14 protein-coding genes are annotated in these 18193 nt (G+C 44.9%); 11 read left to right on the top strand and 3 right to left on the bottom strand.

What is annotated here, in order from left to right:
* Nucleotides 1-56 precede the first annotated feature (56 nt).
* Genes QT992_RS25075 through QT992_RS25065 form a run of 3 tightly spaced genes read right to left on the bottom strand, consistent with a single transcriptional unit; the run spans nucleotide 57 to nucleotide 3840 of the window.
* Nucleotides 57-791 (bottom strand): tetratricopeptide repeat protein, encoded by a 735-nt coding sequence (locus QT992_RS25075; protein WP_333378003.1) that lies wholly within the window; start codon nucleotides 789-791, stop codon nucleotides 57-59.
* Nucleotides 792-826: 35 nt separating this feature from the next.
* Nucleotides 827-2368: a tetratricopeptide repeat protein gene (locus QT992_RS25070; RefSeq protein WP_333378000.1), complete on the bottom strand. Its 1542-nt coding sequence runs from the start codon at nucleotides 2366-2368 to the stop codon at nucleotides 827-829.
* A 5-nt stretch (nucleotides 2369-2373) separates the two neighbouring features.
* A complete protein-coding gene (locus QT992_RS25065) occupies nucleotides 2374-3840 on the bottom strand; it encodes a helix-turn-helix transcriptional regulator (RefSeq protein WP_333377997.1) in 1467 nt (488 codons plus the stop codon).
* 154 nt (nucleotides 3841-3994) lie between these two features.
* Here QT992_RS25065 and QT992_RS25060 point away from each other — a divergent pair, with 154 nt between their 5' ends.
* The 11 genes from QT992_RS25060 (at nucleotide 3995) to QT992_RS25010 (ending at nucleotide 18130) form a co-directional block, all read left to right on the top strand.
* The gene (locus tag QT992_RS25060; RefSeq protein ID WP_333377994.1) at nucleotides 3995-4252 is read left to right on the top strand and encodes a hypothetical protein; all 258 of its coding nucleotides are present in this window, start codon (nucleotides 3995-3997) and stop codon (nucleotides 4250-4252) included.
* Nucleotides 4253-4730: 478 nt separating this feature from the next.
* A complete protein-coding gene (locus QT992_RS25055) occupies nucleotides 4731-4988 on the top strand; it encodes a hypothetical protein (protein WP_333377991.1) in 258 nt (85 codons plus the stop codon).
* A gap of 389 nt (nucleotides 4989-5377) precedes the next feature.
* On the top strand, nucleotides 5378-5800 hold the full coding sequence (locus QT992_RS25050) for a plasmid mobilization protein (RefSeq protein ID WP_333377988.1): 423 nt from the start codon (nucleotides 5378-5380) through the stop codon (nucleotides 5798-5800).
* Nucleotides 5801-5910: 110 nt separating this feature from the next.
* Nucleotides 5911-8238: a hypothetical protein gene (locus QT992_RS25045; RefSeq protein WP_333377986.1), complete on the top strand. Its 2328-nt coding sequence runs from the start codon at nucleotides 5911-5913 to the stop codon at nucleotides 8236-8238.
* A gap of 21 nt (nucleotides 8239-8259) precedes the next feature.
* A complete protein-coding gene (locus tag QT992_RS25040; RefSeq protein ID WP_333377983.1) occupies nucleotides 8260-8970 on the top strand; it encodes a hypothetical protein in 711 nt (236 codons plus the stop codon).
* Between the two features lie 22 nt (nucleotides 8971-8992).
* Complete coding sequence (locus tag QT992_RS25035) at nucleotides 8993-12244, top strand: hypothetical protein (RefSeq protein ID WP_333377980.1); 3252 nt, start codon at nucleotides 8993-8995, stop codon at nucleotides 12242-12244.
* A gap of 5 nt (nucleotides 12245-12249) precedes the next feature.
* Nucleotides 12250-13257, top strand: coding sequence for a hypothetical protein (locus tag QT992_RS25030; protein ID WP_333377977.1), 1008 nt, complete (start codon nucleotides 12250-12252; stop codon nucleotides 13255-13257).
* A gap of 98 nt (nucleotides 13258-13355) precedes the next feature.
* Nucleotides 13356-14486: a hypothetical protein gene (locus QT992_RS25025; RefSeq protein ID WP_333377974.1), complete on the top strand. Its 1131-nt coding sequence runs from the start codon at nucleotides 13356-13358 to the stop codon at nucleotides 14484-14486.
* A gap of 24 nt (nucleotides 14487-14510) precedes the next feature.
* Nucleotides 14511-15227 (top strand): hypothetical protein, encoded by a 717-nt coding sequence (locus QT992_RS25020; protein WP_325314634.1) that lies wholly within the window; start codon nucleotides 14511-14513, stop codon nucleotides 15225-15227.
* Between the two features lie 34 nt (nucleotides 15228-15261).
* The gene (locus tag QT992_RS25015; RefSeq protein WP_333377971.1) at nucleotides 15262-17340 is read left to right on the top strand and encodes a TrbI/VirB10 family protein; all 2079 of its coding nucleotides are present in this window, start codon (nucleotides 15262-15264) and stop codon (nucleotides 17338-17340) included.
* Nucleotides 17341-17356: 16 nt separating this feature from the next.
* The gene (locus tag QT992_RS25010; RefSeq protein WP_333377968.1) at nucleotides 17357-18130 is read left to right on the top strand and encodes a hypothetical protein; all 774 of its coding nucleotides are present in this window, start codon (nucleotides 17357-17359) and stop codon (nucleotides 18128-18130) included.
* The last annotated feature ends 63 nt before the right edge of the window (nucleotides 18131-18193 follow it).

The following is an 18193-nucleotide window of genomic DNA, read 5'->3' as shown; positions in this document are numbered from 1 at the left end:
TTCGTTGAATCCCTCTGTCAAATGTCAAGCCAATCTTCTTGACAATGACATCGAAATTAAGATGCGATTACCCTGCCCAGTGCATTACCTTCACCTGAGCGGTATCCGATTATGTGTAGTATTTCCCGACTACGGTTTTGATACTTAATTGCTTTGCGGTACTTACCTTGTGTAGAATAAAGAAGTCCTAAGTTATTCAGAGCAGCACCTTCTCCCTGATAATCGTTGTTTTCCCATGCAATAACCAAACGCTGCAGAAAGCAATTTATGGCTTTATCATAGCCTCCCAGCCGGAAGTGAGAAAGCCCCAGACTGTTCAAAGCAGCACCCACTGTTTGAAAGTCTTTAATTCCTTGAGATTCCTTCAAACACTTATCATAAAAGTCAATCGCTTGTCGATAGTCCCCCTTAGCATAATGTAAATTGCCCAAACCATATAAGAAAGTAGTATTTAATTCTGGACTAGGAGTGTTTAACAGCTTGTTGTACAGTTCAGCTAATTCTGGATAGTATCCCCAGCTAAATAGTTGATTGTGTAATTCTTCATTAAAAAAAATGCGAATCGAGCTGATTGCGATGGCTCGTTTCCAGTCTTCTACTTCGCAAATATGGTGAAATGCTTCCAAATATTTCTGCACCTTCTTTAAATTGTCAGCATCACGAGGTAGTTCTTCCTCATCAGTAAGGAAATTTTCTACAGCTATGTAATGGTCTAGTTGCTCAATTGGTACTTCATCTAAATTAATTTCCAATCGAGAAAGTAGCAATTGACTGGGCGTATTTGAGTTCATTATTTTTGAATTTATTAATAAAATATCTGATTAATTTAAACCTTAATTGTTGATAACTTTAATGCCTCCATACGAAACTGATAAGCTAATTCATCAAGACATTGTATTTGACAAACATCTACTAAATTATTAAGAGCTACAATCTCATCGTAACGAGCGCCAATTTCTCTAAAAATATTTAGTGCTTCCTTCAAGTTTTCCATTGCTTCTGAATATTTTTCTAATGCAATTTGCGTACTACCCAAATTACATAGTGCTCCTCCTTCACCAAAGCGATCGCTAGTATTTCTTGAAATATTTAACCATTTAAGATAGCAACTCATTGCTTTTTGCTTTTTGTTTAATGAAGAATAGGCATTACCTAAACCACCTAATGCTCTACCTTCTGTTAAAGGATCTCCTATCTCTCTGGCAATCTTCAAACATTTTTTGTGAGACTCAATTGATTGACAATAGTCGCCTATAGAACAGTAGGCAATGCCGATATTGCCTAGCGCCATAGCAATAGTTGAGCGATCGCCAATTTGTTGTGCTATTTTCAAACCCTTTTGATGATATTCAATAGCTAATTGGTATTCTTCAAGAGATTGATAAGCATTACCGAGATTACCCAGTGCCATTGCTTCTCCTTCGCAAGTACCAATTTGTTTAGCAATAGTTAAACTCTGTTGATGATACTCAATTGCTTGGTCATATTCACCCAGGGAATCGTAGCTATTGCCCAATCCACCCAATGCTATTTCAACGCCTGCAAGATAGTCAATTTGTCTGGCAATAATTAAGCTTTCCTGGTAGTAATCAATTGCTTGGCGGTAGTTACCTAAAGTGTGATATGCATTACCAAGATTACTCAGTGCCATTGCTTCTCCCTGAATATCACCCATTTCCCTAGCTATAGCTAAATCCTGCTGATGGTATTCAATGGCACTGGTGCAGTTTCCTAATGAGAAGTAGGCATTACCCAAATTGCTTAGTGCTGTTCCTTCACCACCACGATCGTTAAGTTCTCTTGCAATGGTCAAACTCTTTTGATGGTAATCAATTGCTTGTTGATAATCCCCTAATGAATCGTAGACATTGCCTAGATTACCCAAAGTTTTTCTTTCTCCCGCAAGATCGTCGATTTCTCGTGCTATTGATAAACATTGGTGAAAGTAATCAATAGCTTGATGATAGTTACCTAAATCATGATTGACAATGCCTAAGCCATTCAAGCAAATAGCATTCCATCGGGGAGTTAACTTACCTAAAAGTTTGCTGTAAAGTTCAAGTGGTTTACTCGAGTATCCCCAACTTCGTAGTTGATTGTCTAAATCTTCCTGAGTGGATGTATCAAGAGGGAAAGAAATTATTTCACTGGCTTTTTCCCAATCTTCCACTTCACAAAGATGGTGAAATGCTTCCAGATAGTGATTCACCTTTTCTAAATTCTCTACATCAAGCGGTAGTTCATCTTCATCAGTAAGAAAATTTTCTACTGCTATGTAATGGTCAAGTTGCTCAGTTGGTACTTCATCTAAGTTGAAGCCCCAACTAGCATAGAGCAATTTGCCAGGTTCTTTCAAACTATTTGTCATTTTGCTTACTCTCCTGTTTTGAGACTTTGCAATAATTGGTTACGATGTTCGATCGCCACACTACGAATCAAATTGTGCTGTCCTAAAACCCGCTTCTTATTGTGGTTTAACGATGCCTCAACCAAAAAGCGATTATCGAGTTCCTCTATAGCTCTAATTAACCGATCCTTACTACACTCCTGTTGTTCTAAACGCTTCAGCCAATGAACTAAATGCTTTAGCCAATACTCTTCTTTTTCTGGAGCGCGATACACCGAAGCTGCACAAATTAAAATGTAAGCATCCTTCACATCTCTTGCCAAGCGATTAAATGCTTTTTGCAATTTTTGTTTATTTACTTGGTCTCGCACTTGCCGAGTTAGCTTATGTAACTCCCATTCATCTTTTTCTCCCATATTTTTTCCTTGCTCTGCTTCCGCTAAAGCTTTTTCTACTTCTTCTATCTTTTGGCTTGTATTTTCGCGCTCATCATTCCAGTATGCCTGCACATCCCCATTGAACGGCTCACTCAAAATCTCCCCAATAATTACCCGTAACACTAGAGGATGTCCTTTGTAAGCTTTTCCAATTCGCAATAACAGGGGTCTATCGGGTGAATCCTCACTCACATCTAACCCCGTTGTCTCGAATAAGGCAACCTGTTCTGAGTCAGTTAATCCATATAAGATTTGGCGATGCCAAAAATTTCGGTACCGGGAATCTACCAACTTAACTGGCAAATCTTGTGAAGTGATAATTAAACGACTATTACAAGATTCTGCTGACAATAAGTTTAAAAAGAATTTCTCCCACCACTCATCAGCAAAATCACCCCAGCCTTCTGCTTCATTTCCTGTCAGCAGTCTTTCGAGAGAATCAATTAGTACCAACACCTGATTCTCCCGCAGGTATTTTGCCAATCTATACAACAATAGTTCCGGTTTTTTCTCCTCTGGTGAAAGTCTCTCTCCCCACTCCTCCAACCATCTAGCCGCAACACTCGCAAAATCTGTGGCTTTGTCTTCATTATCAAAGTTCGCTCGCCGCAACCTGTTCTTCCAATCTCCATCTAACCAGTCTTGTAACTCCACCGCCAATTTTTCAGCCAAAGCAGTTTTACCAATTCCGGTAAGTCCCAAGATGAGTAACAGGCGAGATGTCCCGCGAAGCTTCTGACCCAGTTCGGCTAAAAGCTGCTCTCGACCTACCCAAGCATCATCATAGGCATAAAAACCTTGTGGCGGGGCCGAATCCACATTATCTTGGCTTGGAGTGTTTAAGTCAGCAATTTCTTGCCAGTCCAGCCCTAACCTGTTACAAAATTCTAAAAAATTATCATAACTAACAGGTTTGCCATTGACGAAGTTGACAACTGTGGAGCGACTGTAAACCCCTACCTCTGTACCTAAGTCTGTCTGGCGTAGCCCATTCCGCTTAAGAGCCTCTTTGACTCTTTGGATCTTGCTTACAGAAACTCTGAGCGATCGCAACATAGCTTACTTCAGTAAAACTACTCATATAACTGTTTCTATACTAACCGTTAGAAATCAGTCAAAAGTCAGTCATCAGGTCGGTCATGCTCAAACATACGCTCAGTCAGCACTTTCGGAAGATGAGAGTGTAAAGCTTTGAAGGACGAGTTAATCAATGTCTCAACCCCAAGTTACCCACACTGACCTATCTGGAACAGTAACTCTACCCGAAGTGCCGCCTATCCGCACAGGTGAACCAACGATCGCGATACCAACCGACATCCAACCAACTATACCGCCGCAGTATTGGGGTACTGAAACTGGACTCATTTTAGCGATCGCTATCTTAATCCGCTCTGTTGCCTCGCTGGTTCAGGTACTAACCCCACTGATGTTACAGCTACGACAAAGGTCAGGTTCTTCTAAGAGGTAATACCCGCCAGCAATAAGCGTAAGTTGCATCCTTCACACAGGGGATGCAACTTTTTGTAAGAAAGAACAGATCGCGATTGTTACTGAAAGCCAGAAAAAGCTTTATATTTTAACCCTTCTATTTCCTAATATTTCCTCTTGTTTCCTAATATCTCCTACTTCTCCCTAATATTTCCTAAATTTTCCTCCAAATTTCACAAATCTTAATTAAATTAAATTAACTATCGCTGCTATTTAATAGATTTTTTGTACTCCGACACCTCTTGAATCCTCCTAATTAGTGCGCTAGTCGCATAGCAAGCCATGTCAATTAGACGTAAGAGGGGGGTAAAAATGAGTAAATCGCCCAAACCGCCCACTTGTCAGAATTTGTGCAAAGGGCAACGACATATATTCGCTTCAGCAGAAGTGGCTGACGGATACCTCTCCTCTGGCTACCGCCAGTATTGGGGCGCTCACTTGCTCTTAAAATTGACCAAATGCCACAAAAACACTACACGCCCACTGAAATATCGCATCCAACCAATACTACGGCCCCTGAACCGAATGCGATCGCCCTGCCTGACCATTGGGTGCAACCGGATTTTAACTTTGGGGATGCAGTGACAGACAATGAAGAATCTTATATCGTCATAGGTTTGGCAATGGACACACACTTGGACATTTGGAAATACCTGTGTCGCCGCCGCGATAACACAGAGCGATTCTTCTGGGAATATCAACTCAGACTTGCTTAAACTCCCAGCACGAAATATTAAGACTTTGTTGAGCGACGGCGATCGCAAACTAAGAGCCGTCCTCAACAACAAAGCACGATTGGCTGTAAATCATACTCAACAATGATGCAATTTACAGGCTTAAAACATCACAGTCAAAAGCTACAAGCAATCCAGACAGCAGTATCCACCCTCGAATCAGCCATCTGGATGATAAAAACTGCTCTAGTAGCTTCTCACTAATGCAACTTGTGACCGAATAAAACATAAACCGAAAGAAACAGGCTCATCTCCAACAGAATTGCTGACAATTGAATCAATGAAAGCAATGGATGAATCACCGCTCAAACCTAATCCCTTGCTGTTCAACTTAGCCTTAATAAACCATTAGTTAGCCCTAGAGAATTGATGTGCTTACAACTGCAACTCTCCCCAAAAACCAACTTTCCAAACCAAACGGAAAAACTGAAGTCGTCCGAGTGCGTCTAACCACCTTTGAAAAGGCAGATTTAGTGAAACGTGCCGCAGAAGCAGGTGAAAAAAGCCTGTCTGACTACTTGCGTAAACGCGCTTTTAGCCTTGACCGCACAGTCCCCGCTATCAATGAAGGAACTTGTGCCCAACTGCGAAAAATGAGCACGCACATTTGCCAAATGACCAGGGGTGTAGAGACAGCAGTAAAAGCAGGACAGTTACCCAAACAAAGCCTAGAAGTTCTGCAAGAATTCAGCAGAATGCTAGGCGAGTATCACCAAGAACTAAGAGGCAAAGTCAGAAAAGAACTTTTGAGCGAAACCCGCGAACCAATACCCCCGCTTGTGGATTACCAATAAAGCGATCGCGCAACTAGCCAATAGTCCTGTTTGACAATCTAAAGCACTGCTTAAAGTTCAATATCGAACCTAACAATCGCATCTAATTTCCTCGTATGAGGTGAGAAAAGATGGCTGCAAAACTCTCAACTAAGCCCAACTCCAAAAGACAATTTTCTGCCCCAAAGCGTACTTGGTCTGTCCTAACAGCCACAGAGCCCAAACACGTCAAAAAACTAGAACACATTCAGGAAACCCTCGATGCTGCCATAGAAACAATCCAAGAAGAAGGCGGCATTGAGGACTGGGAAGAGTTCAAAAATTTCGTTGAATCCTTCAACAAACGACCCGACAGAATCAATGAATCTGGCAATCACAAAGCTAGTGTCAGCATGGATTTAGTTACTGAAGGAAAAGGAGGTGAGGTGTCTGGCTTTGTTTTCTATTTAACTAAAGACCCCAGCCAGAGAACTAGCGGTGTCTATTTAGTTAAAAATTTGAAACAAGCTGACGTTGAAACCAAAGACAATAACAATTACTATACTCCATCCCAAATTATGGACTTAATCGGGCTGGATGCCAGTGATGAATTAGAGGAGGACAGCATTTCCGAAGAATTTGATGAAGAACTAGATGATGAATTGGAGGATGATTTAAGCGATCTAGAAGAAGATGCAGACATTCCCAGCCACAATACGCAAACTCGCAAGTCATCGCAGTCCAAACGCCAGCTAGGAAAGTCAGTAGCTTCTAAAAATGCTACCAGCAGAACGCAAAAAAAGGAGGAAGAAGATAATATTGAAGAACTACTTTCTGATGATGAGGATGCTCCTATCCCCAATGGTGTATTGGGCAAGATAGCTAAAAATCGCAGCGTTCAAAATCCGAATGATAACGGACAAATCAAGCAAAAAGTGGCTGAACAGCCCGAAGCAAAATATCCCTTACTCGACACCCTTGAAACTGTTTTAAAAGAAACCGAACGCCAAGGTGCAAGTGTCGCTTCTATGGGAAGCGAAATTAACGGATTAACCGTAAGTGGCTTAACCGTTCAAACTGCCTCTTTAATGGGTCTACTTGGAGCAAAGAGTATTGGGGAGCTAATTGATTACATTGAACAAGCGAGGGAAAAAGAACAAGCAGAAAAACTCGAAAAAATTCTCGAACAAATTGACTCATTAAACGATCGCGCCGACCGAGTTGCGACTCGTGCTAAACACGCTGATGTCATTTCCGGCATAGAGGCGATAGATACACGCACTGAAAAACTTGCTGAACGGGCTAAGCAGGTATTAGAACCGCTTGCTGCAACTGAACCAGAGGAATTGGAAACGAGCCAGCCTCAGAGAAGCAATCGCGACATTGAAGCCAAGGTCACCGAGGGAATTAAAATCAGCAATCCCGAAACCAAGGCAGCTAAAATTGGCGAAAAGATTGGCGATCTAGAGAGCAAGCTCAACCCAAAATCCCAGAAATCTAGGCCTTTACAGCTCGATAAAGATACCAGCATCAGCGAACAGTTAGACCAAATTCAAGACTATCTAGGCAACCTCTCAAAGAGGTTGGAGCGCCTTGAAAGTATCGTTGACAAACTGGAACATAAAATGACCGTTCAGATGCCTGTTGAGTCAGAATTTAATCCTAATTCACAAGGGCCAGAAACTCGTCAGAAAGTTCAGCCCACCGTTACTGCACCTAACAGTATAGACAAGGAGGAAAGCGAACCAGAGGATCTTCTTAGCAAAATGGTAACTCAAACAAAAGTACAGCAGCAGCGAGAAGCTGTAGCAGATTGCTTGGTCAATTATGCTTTCGCTACGGGGCAGTCTCCCCGATCGGGAATTGCTTTTGATGGTGGCGGCAGCTTGTATGTAACTGGTGAAAATAACGAAGTTAAAGTTGCCGTCAAAGGCAGCGATAATACCGAAATTTTTGCCGGAACCAAGAATGGCGAACGCTGGAAATTTGAGCCGGATCGGGACAAGCTAACTCCAGAAGAAAGAGAAGCCATTTTCAAATTGCCTCAGTCGGAAGAAGAGTACAACAAACTAGCAACTGCCCAGGCTTTAGTTGAAAAGTTTCAGGACACCTTCCCCAAACGCTTTAGCGGGGAAAAAGATCCAGTGTTTCCTTGGAAAGAATCGCGTCGCGAAGACGGCACGACCGGGGCAGTCAAATACGAATTTGAAATACTGGATCTGCCTGACGGGTCAAAACAATTGATAGGAACTGACCCCCGCCAAGGTGACGCACAAGTGTTCGATGCCGTTCTGGTCAAAGGAAAGCCACCAGACGTTCGACAGTGCCACATTGCTGTTGAAGAAATGGAGGCTGTAGTCGGCTCCCCAGAGCCACAAAAAACCCAATCTAGAGAGTCTCACGCATCTAAAGACTACAACTATACCTCGCCAGAACGCAAAGAACAATCGCAAGAAGACAGCAACGAATTGCAAGCTTAAACCACTTTGAGGACAAATCCAATGCAAAACGATTACTTACACAACAACTACCGCTCTCATGGCGATCGCACCAGCGTTGCTAACCAAAGCATTATCCACAAACGCCGCCGCCATTTTAGCAAATTCATGCGTAAATTCAAACTCAATAACGCCGATTTAGCCTTCATTGCAATTTGCCTAATTGCAGCCATTTATCTAACTCTTGTCCAGCCCTTATTTGTCAGCGTATTTAGCTGTGCATCTCTGGTGTTCTTCGGACTATGGCAAATTACCCGCAGCATTCCCATCCTCGAAAAACTGCTGGGCAGCAAAATTCGCTTCTGGCACTTAGCCGTTGCTGTCATCACAGTAACAATGTTCCTGAATAACTTTCAGACCCCAGCCCAAGCCGTTTTTCTAAGCGGTCTCCAAGCATTTATGACCAATCTAGCAACCGAAGCTGGAGCAGCCGGAGGAGGAACAGCCATTGACGAATCAACAATCGCTTTAATTTTCAATGCCATTCGAGGCATATTTCTCTTGCTAGTAGCCGCCGCAGCTTTATTCGCTTACAACCAAGCGCAGCAAGGCAACGATTGGCGGCCAATTGTCACCCAAATTGCCCTCGCCTTCGGCATTGTAATTGCCATAGACGTAGTAACGTTCTTATTCGTCGGCGACGGCAGCGGTACTACAGCCGGCTTGGTTCCCAACCTGCCACCGCTGGGAGTAATTACAACTTTGACCTTTTAGAACTAAAAAAAAGGAGTCACCAATGGCTTTACGAGATCCAGAAAAAGACTTTATCAGAGTCAATAAAATCCTGGGCAAACAAGCAAGTATCGGGTTCATCCCTGCCAATCAAATTCTACCTTGGTGCTTCTTAACCGCCATTGCCTACACCTTAACAATGGGTCTATTTAGCCTGGGATTGGGTTGGTTCTTCACTGTCTCGCTTTGGCTGATTGTAAGCTGGTGGCTCCTCACAGGAAATCAACCCCACCTCTTTACTGACAAATTCCGCAAGCCCCCCGGAGATGAGTGGTGTAGCGGCGACAGCTTCTATATTTCTCCCATCTCTTCCCTGCGCCCTCCTAGCATCCAAGGCAAACCTTACGATTCACAAATCCGCATCAAATTGAAACCCAAAATTGTACCCAATCAATATGGGGGAAGGAGCAAATTTATGCCTTTCCAAAATGAAATCAACCTCTGTTGTTTGGTAGAAATTGAAAAAGATGGCAGACAAGTGTCTGGGATGCTTCTCAATAACGGGACTAGCTACCAACTGGTATTTGGATTCCGCCTCCGAGGACTTCACAACCTACTATTCAGGAACGAAGTATCAGCATTTGCAGCTTCTCTTGAAGAAGGAATGAAAGACATCCCACCCAGTGAAAAAATCACTTTCTGCACCGGTTGTTACAGTAGCGATGCTGCTCGGCAAAAAGAATTAGAACAACTAGCTGACACCGCTGAACTCCAACCCGTATCTGTACTGCTCCGAAATGAACAGCGCCGCCTCCAACAACAAACTAATCAAGGCACTAGACAAGTATGGGAGCAAATTGCTTTCTGTACTTGGACGGCCGATAACGAAGGCGAAACCATCTCCAGAGATTTCATTGGTAAAGCCATTGATGGAGTCAAAAAATTGTGCGATTCCATTGTGGAAACCATTGCAGGCAACACCAGAATTTACAGAGAGCAATTTTACACCAAGCTGCTCCTCAACTCTTTTGAACAAGGATTCCTCCGCTGGGAAATTCTCCTGAACACCAAAATGGGGCTAGAAATTAGTCCTATGAATTCCTCAGAACTTTGGGAGTGGCTGTGGCTGCGATTTAACAGCAGTAAACCACCGCAAATCCCTCAAATTGTTAAACTTGAAGAAACGTCTTCTGGCTATCAACTCAGCGAAATTAAGACAACTGACAAACACATTTGTACAGTTTTAATTGAAGGAACGAATGGCGTATCCTCCTGCCCCGAACACCGCAAGACCAACAACCGCGTCTATCTCACCGGCAAGGGAAAAGAATGCGCTGTTCTGACAATGTATGACGCGCCCGCAGGCTGGATTAATACCCGCCAGCAATTGAAATGGATTTGGGAGGTGATGTCCTCAAGCTACGTCCGCGATACAGAAGCTTGGATAGAAATTAGCGCCGGAAATTCCCTTGTAATTAATGATAACTTAGCCAGACAAGCTAAAGGAGCAAAAGCCGCTAGTAGCAGAGCGATAACTAAAGGGCAAGGGCGGGATATTGGCGCTGAAATTAAACAGGAGGAATCTTTTGATGCCCAGCGCCGGCTTTACCAAGGAGCCGTACCCCTCAATGCAGCCGTTGCCTTTTTAGTGTACCGAAACACAGCGGAAGAATTGAGCCAAGCCTGCAATGTACTCTCTAATAGTTTTGGAACTGCGAAAGTCATCCGCGAACGGAACGTTGCCTGGGATATTTGGCTGCAATGCCTGCCCATTACTTGGAAATGGTTGCTGCATAGCGGTTCATTTTTGAGCGAACGCCGCCTCACCCTCGACACTGAAACTGCTGCTGGAATTCTGCCACTAACAGTTCCCCGCGATTTGGATAAAAAAGGAGTTGAATTTATTACCCATCGAGGCGGAAAGCCAATTTTTATTGACTTGTTCTACAACCAAATTAGCCGCGCTTTAATTACTGGCGAATCTGGTTCAGGCAAGAGCGTTTTGGGGTGGCGTTTTACCGCTGAAGCTCTGGCGAATAATATCCCTGTTGTCGGGATGGACATCAGCAGCGGGGGTAACAGTACCTTCAAAACCGCGATCGAACTTTTGGGCGACCAAGGCGCATATTACGACATCAGCCAAGGGTCTAGCAATTTAGTAGAACCGCCAGACCTTCGCAAGTTCGACAAAGCTGAAAGAGAACGGCGGATGGAATCTTGGAAAGAATTTATCCGCAAAGCTGTGGTGGCGATCGCCATGGGCAAAATTCACAACCCCCACCTAGCCCAGCGAGTAGATTCAATTATCCTACGAATGCTCGATATGTACCTCAGAGACCCAGAAATCATCGCCCGGTACAACAAAGCATTTGAAAAAGGTTGGCAATCTCCCGAATGGCAGCAAATACCAACTCTCCAAGACTTACTAAGGTTTTGCAGCAAAGAAAGGCTCAATCTTAAGTCCTTTGAGGAGTTAGACAGACTAGCCATCAATCAAATCCTCAGCCAAGGAAATGCTTTGCTAACATCCCGCTTAGGAAAAGCCATCGGTCAGCCCAGCACATTTTCCCCTGAACCGGCTGTTAAATTCTTCGCCCTATCGGGACTTTCTAACGAACAAGATGCCTATTTAATGGCAATTAACGCCCATGCTGCTTGCATCCGCAACGCTCTTTCTCACCCCAAAAGCTTATTTATTGGAGACGAATTGAGCGTCCTACTCAAAAAAGATGGTTTTGCATCAGTTGTCGGCGAACTTTGCGCCACTGGCAGAAAAGATGGCATAGCCGTCTTGCTATTAAGCCAAGATTTCGATGCCATCTGCGAATGTTCCGCAGGAGCACAAATTCTGCAAAATATGGTCTACCGAATTACCGGCAGAATCACCAATTCTGGAGTAGCAGCCGCTCACAAATATTTAGGGTACGACCCGCAAATTATCAGTTCCAATGCCACAGAATCTTTTCTACCCAGAGCTGCTGACCTCTACTCCTGCTGGCTAATTGAGAAAGGAGGAAGATTTTGGCGATCGCGATTCTACCCCGGAGAGATGATGTTGGCATCAATTGCTAACAATCAAAATGAAAAAGAAGCCCGAGATCGCATCATGGCTCAATATCCTCCTACCCTCAAAGGGCAGCTTCAAGGGCTAAAGCATTTCACCCAAGAATACATTGCAGCGGTGAAAGAAGGAAAAGGCTTCGACCACATTGGTCAAAATTTAGAAATTGCCACCATAGCTGCCAATCCTCAGCCAAAAGTAGCATCCGACGTTCACAGCAACAAGTCTCAAGTTTTTGCAAAAATCCCCAAATAACTGCCATGAAATATCAACTTCAATTAATGCAGCAACCTGCTACAAAACTAGCAGCAGTTTCCCTGTTAGCCAGTTGGGAATTAATCGTTCAAGTCAGGCCAAGTTTAGCTCAAACAACTCCTCCTTTCGTACCCGGTACACAAGAAGCGACTGTAAAAACTCCAGCCCCAAGCGTTTTCGTACCCGGTACACAAGAAGCGACTGTGAAATCTCCAGCCCAAAACATTTTCCTGCCAAGTACACAAGAAATGACCGTGAAACCTCCAACCCCAACTGCGGGAAGTTTCTTAGCACCCATTCAAGATGTTTTCAAACAAGTCAACGATTTTATCGGCGACATCCAAGGTTTCGTGCAAAACGAGCTATTTGGCTCCTTAAACGAACTCCTTTCCTCCTCTATCGGAGCTATCCAAATTCCCGATCTGAGCCAAGTCAGCAGCCAAATTATTAAAGCTCCAACATCCCAGACAGAAGGAACAAAACTGTCAGATTTACTCGAAACTAAATCGAGCAAATTAGACGGCCAAGGTTCGTATAACATCATGTCTGACTTAGACGCTCAAGCTCAGCGCAGCGCCGCTATCGGCATAGCTGACGGAGCAACCCTCAGCAAAGAAGCTCAAGAAAACAGCTTCCAAGTATTAGAAGCCACTCGACAAGATACCGAACAAAACATCCAATTGGGCGAAGAATCGCAGAGCCTCGATGTTACTCAACAAATTCTCCAAAACCTCTCGCAACAGACCGCATTGAGTGCACAAGTTCAAATGCGAAATTTACAGGAAGCTCAGCAAGCTCGCACAGATCGAGCCATTAATAACGTGCTGCTATCGCAAGCTGCTAAGGAAATATCCGCGCTCAATACGGGAGAGCGCCGAGGCAGCACTGCGTCTGGAAACCAAGCCAGCTATCAGGCGGGAATGTTGATGCTCCCCGGCGGCGGCTACTTGGGAAAACCGAGTGGCAGCAGCACAACCCCGATTTCAACTAACAGATTTGTCGCTCCCAATTAATGCTCCTAGCAGTTAAATTGAATCCGCAATTCTTGGCATAGTTTTTGTACCGAATAACCGCCTTATCAAATACAAAACTGAAGTTTTTTCGAGGAAAAATGAAAGAGTTTCTAGCACAAATTACACCACCGACGAGTGGTGCAGAAGGGTCAGCCTTGGACATCGTTAGCGAGTCAATTAACCTGGCTAAGACTACCTCAGAATCTTGGGACAAAGTTTGGATTAGCACGATTGACCCAATCGCTTCTGGGCTATGGGTCGGTCTAGTATCCCTCGGCATCACCCTAGCAGCCATCAGCATCCTGTTCTTAACTCTAAGCAGCGGGAAAGACATTATCGAAAAGCAGTCATGGTCAGAACTGGCAGCACTGTTCGTCTGGCCGCTCGTCATCATGCTGTTCCTCGGCGCTAACGGCAAATTGCTAGCCAATACCGTCATTTTTACCAGGAGTTTTGCCTACAGACAAGTCCAGAGTGTCCTAGAAGCGCAACTAGGAGAAATGACATTTAGGGACGCGATCGCCAATGTCACTATCAGCAATATCGGCCGCCAACAACTAGAAAATCTCTACGGTGAATGCCGAAATAAAGTCGGACAAGAACTGCTAACCTGCTGGAATTCCAAGCAAGAAGCTGCTCGGAAAATTGTTAGCGAAGCTGAAAGGCAAGCCGCCGGCTCAGCCCCTCTGCAAGCGCTGCGGGCTTTTGGTGAAACCCTCTGGAATAATAGCTTGCTCGGTGCTGCTCAAGATGCCACGACTTTTATAACTGACCCCGGTTCAGTGTTTCGAGAAAAAGCAATACCAATCATCCGATTCATTCTTTATAGCATCCAGTGGGCGTTTGTCAACATCCTTGAAGCAGCCCTTTTACTAACAGCATTCTTTTCGCCGATCGCGATGGGGCTGTCGCTACTTCCCTTGCAGGGCAGGCCCATTTGGGCTTGGGCAACTGGATTTCTGAGCTTATTTGGTGTCCAACTTGGATACAACATCGTTGTCGGGCTAGCAGCCACCGTGCTAGTCAATTCTGGAGCCGAATTAGCCAGCGATGTCGCCTTCCTCTTTTTCATCAGCATTTTCGCACCCGGCTTAGCCCTATTAATCGCCGGCGGCGGCGGAATTGCCCTATACAACGGCATTGCTAGCAATGCTAAACAACTCGTCGATGTTTTGAGCAATGCCATAGGAGCAGCCGCTAATTTGGCGATGAACAAAGGATTTAAGTAATGTCACTAATTACCAAAAGATTTTATGAAGCTACAAAGATTTTCACAAACTGCATTGTTGCCAGAAGCTAAAAATCTACTGGCATTGTGCTTCCTCATCCTAACTGGAGTAAATATCCTCGCCCTAATTCTGCACCTCTTCGTCGCGTACCGAATCAACTCGGTAGCTGCTATGAAGACAACGCAAGTCCAGCTAATCAACGGTCAAACTTACTACGTAGCAGAACGAGATCGGTTTTTTCGGTATCCCTCAGTCATCCAAAATTTTGTCAAAAATTGGGCCGAGTTAACCTTCAACTGGGACAATAAAATACCAGGAACTAACGATACAGATTCAGGGATTAAAGTCAATTCCAAACGAGTTCCTACCAGCACTTATTTTGCTTCGTTACTCCTAGAACCCAATTTTGGCAAAGCTTCTCTCCCTGACATCGCTGAACTCGTCCCCAATAAAGTTTTTACGGGTCAATTGCGAGCAACTGTCATCATTTCTTTTTTATCTGAACCCAGAGAAGTCCGTCCCGGCGAATGGGAAATTGACATGATTGCCACCCGGTTGCTTGTAGATCGCACGTCAGGAATCGATCAAAGAATTCCTTTCAATCGCACTTTCCGAATCAAAGCAGTAGAAATCCAAACCCCGCCGCTAGGTAGCCAAGCCTCAGCTTTTGAACAAAAAGTTTATGAGCTTCGCTCGGCCGGCTTAGAAATCAACAAAATTACCGAATTCAAACCCAAATAATCGGATAAAAATCGAAATAATAGGAGATAAAAACATGATTGAAAAAGAACTTCAAAATGGGCGCGAATTTGATGGCGAACCCGATGAAATTGAAGAAGGTTCCTACAATACGCCACCTAAAAGCACAACTAGCCATCCTTTTAATGGCAACAATTCCTCTAATGAAGCCAATAACTTTTCCCACAGTTTTAATGGCAACAACTCCTCTAATGAAGCCAATAACTTTTCCCACAGTTCTAACAGTTTTCAGGCAGCTAACGCTCCTGATGGCGCTGGCAGCAATGGTAAAAAGACGTTCGGCTTGCGCTCAGTTGAGCCGTTGAGCCGTGAGGAGGAAAGAGAATTAGCTGGACATGACGGAGAAACCGATGAATTATTGACCTCTGAACACAGAATTAAACAGGACAACGAAGGAGCAGAAACTCATCCTGTTTCTGAGAAGCCCGAAGTTCGGACGTTTTCAGTATTAATGGGTACTGGCGCAGTTCTCGGAATCTTGGGATTCTTTTGGTTTGTCTTCTTTGCTCCTAAACCCGTCCGCCAACAGGCAAAAACGACAAACCCTAAACCTGCTCAAGTTTCTGAAGACGAGTCAGGAGAACTAAAAAGCCGACTGGCTTTTCAAGATCAGCAGCGGGCGCTGGAAGTTCAGCCTCCTGAACCTAAAAATCGATCGACCCCTGCTCCCAAACCGATGCCTGCACCAAAACCTGCACCAGCCGCTAGAAGGTCTCAACCCCCGAGGCCGGTTCAAAACTTTAATCCGCCACCAAGGACGGTACAGACCATTCCTCCTCCACAGCCGCCATTACCGCGCCCTGCACAGCAGCCTGCACCGCCCCCGCCTCGCCCTTATCTTACGCCATTACCGCGCCCTGTCCCACCGCCCGCGCCGTTGGCACTTCGACCTGTGCCACCACCAGAAAAAGTAGACCCTTACGAGCGCTGGGCCCAATTAGCTTCTCTGGGGCAAAGCAGAGGTCAAGAAATTAAAGAGCTAAATGGTCAAGGTATTGCTGCCAGTTCCGCAATTTTCCCGATCGCACCGGGGATAACAGCGACAAGTTACCCTGCCGTGCGGTCAGTAATGCCAGTAACGACACCGCCCCCTAGCACAGTAGCAATTGCGCCAACAGCAGCACAGGCAACGCTTCCCAGCACAGTAGCAATTGCGCCTACAGCAGCACAGGCACCGCCCCCTAGTGCAGTAGCAATTGCGCCGGTGCCATTGCCCCAACAGCAGCCGATGCCACCGATTTCTCAAAACCCGCAGCCAGTGCTAGTCAGTTCGCCAAAAAGCCCACAATCGGCTGCACCAATGCAAGAGATACCCGCGATCGCAATTGGAGTTACTGACTCTGCTGCAAACGCCAATAGAATGACCCCTGGAGAAGCTGGAATCCTCAACCGCACAACTGCGGGCGAAAACACTGAAGGCAATACAGCAATGAGAGAGATAGCCATCGGGTCATCTGCTAAAGCCACGGTAATCGTGCCGATGATTTGGGACGAAGCCGGCCAAAGCCCAACAGCCGGAAGGTTTGCCGTCCAATTGACCGAGGACGTGATAGCAACTGACGGGGCGATCGCCTTGCCCTCCGGCACCGTCTTAATCACTCAAGTAGAAAATGTCACGCGCGGAAATCGACTGGTTTCTCAAAGCGTGGTGGCGCTTGTTTACCCCGATTCTGCTGGCCGCATCCAACAAGTACCCATTCCTCCCGGATACTTAATCGTTCGCGGAAGCGATAACCAACCTCTCATTGCCGACAGTTTATTTGACAGAGGTTCTGAAATAGCCAAGGCTGATATTTTAGTGGGAATTCTCGGCAGCTTGGGGCGGGTAGGAGAAATAATTAATCGACCCGCCCAAGAAACTTTCAGCCAGCAGAGCGGCTTTTTTGGAAGTACGGCTGTTAAAACCACAACCTCACCTGAACCTAACATTTTAGCAGCCGCTTTAGAGGGATTCTTTACACCTACTGCCCAACGGCTGCGAGAAAGATCGGATCGCAACGCCCAAGAACTTTTGAAGCGAGGCAACGTGGCGATCGTACCAGAAGGAACTCAAGTTTCAGTATTTGTCAATGCCTTTGTCACAGTGCAAAGATAACGGAGGTAAAATAACCATGAACAAACTCACTCGAAAAATTAGTTTGGCTTTAATTTCTCCTGCATTAATAATTGCCACTGTATTCACTACAGTTAATATTGGGCAAGCTCAAACATCAGCGCTAAAAATTGTCGGAAGAGATGCAGCAATCAATACAACTACCAACCTTCAAGTATGGTCTGGCCGTTCCAGCGTTATTGACTTTAGCCAGACTGGTGAAGTCATTATTTACATCCGGTTAGCAGATCCTTCCAGGGCTGTCTTTAACACTGATGCTGAATTAAAAACTAACCAAGCTAGAACCATATTTGTCCAACCAATTCAACCCTTACAATTCCCTGGCGCTACAACAGCAAACATTACTAACCTGTTCGTTAAAACTCGCTCTCCAGAAGGAATTGAACGCCTTTATACCTTTAATATCGTTCACCAGAATGGGCAACCTACTAATAATGGCATTGCCATCTCTACGGTAGTGTCCGGGCAGGAGCCAAGCGTAACTTTAGCAGACAATCGAACGGCGACGATCGGCGACATCGAACGGGGATTAGACATTGCCATCCTTCGAGGTTACACGCCTCCCAATGACCCCGTTGTCTTCAAAGTTCGAGAGTTAATCGCTCTAGCTCGAAATGGCACAGCTATTGCTAAAGCTGCTGAGAAAAGTAATCTATCAATGTCTGTTGTTATTTCACTAGGGCAGCTAGGGTTGAGCCGCGAACCTTTGTATGAAATTCCCAAAACACCATCTCCTTCGCTCCCCCCTTTAACTCGAACTCCAGGAAATTAAATCCGTTTACTCAACCAAAAATTTCAACTTCGTATCAAGCAATAGTCCGGACAGTTTTTAGCT

The sequence above is a fragment of the Microcoleus sp. T3_D1 genome (assembly GCF_036700405.1).
Taxonomy (GTDB): Bacteria; Cyanobacteriota; Cyanobacteriia; order Cyanobacteriales; family Microcoleaceae; genus Microcoleus.
This window is presented reverse-complemented; position numbering and strand designations above follow the sequence as displayed.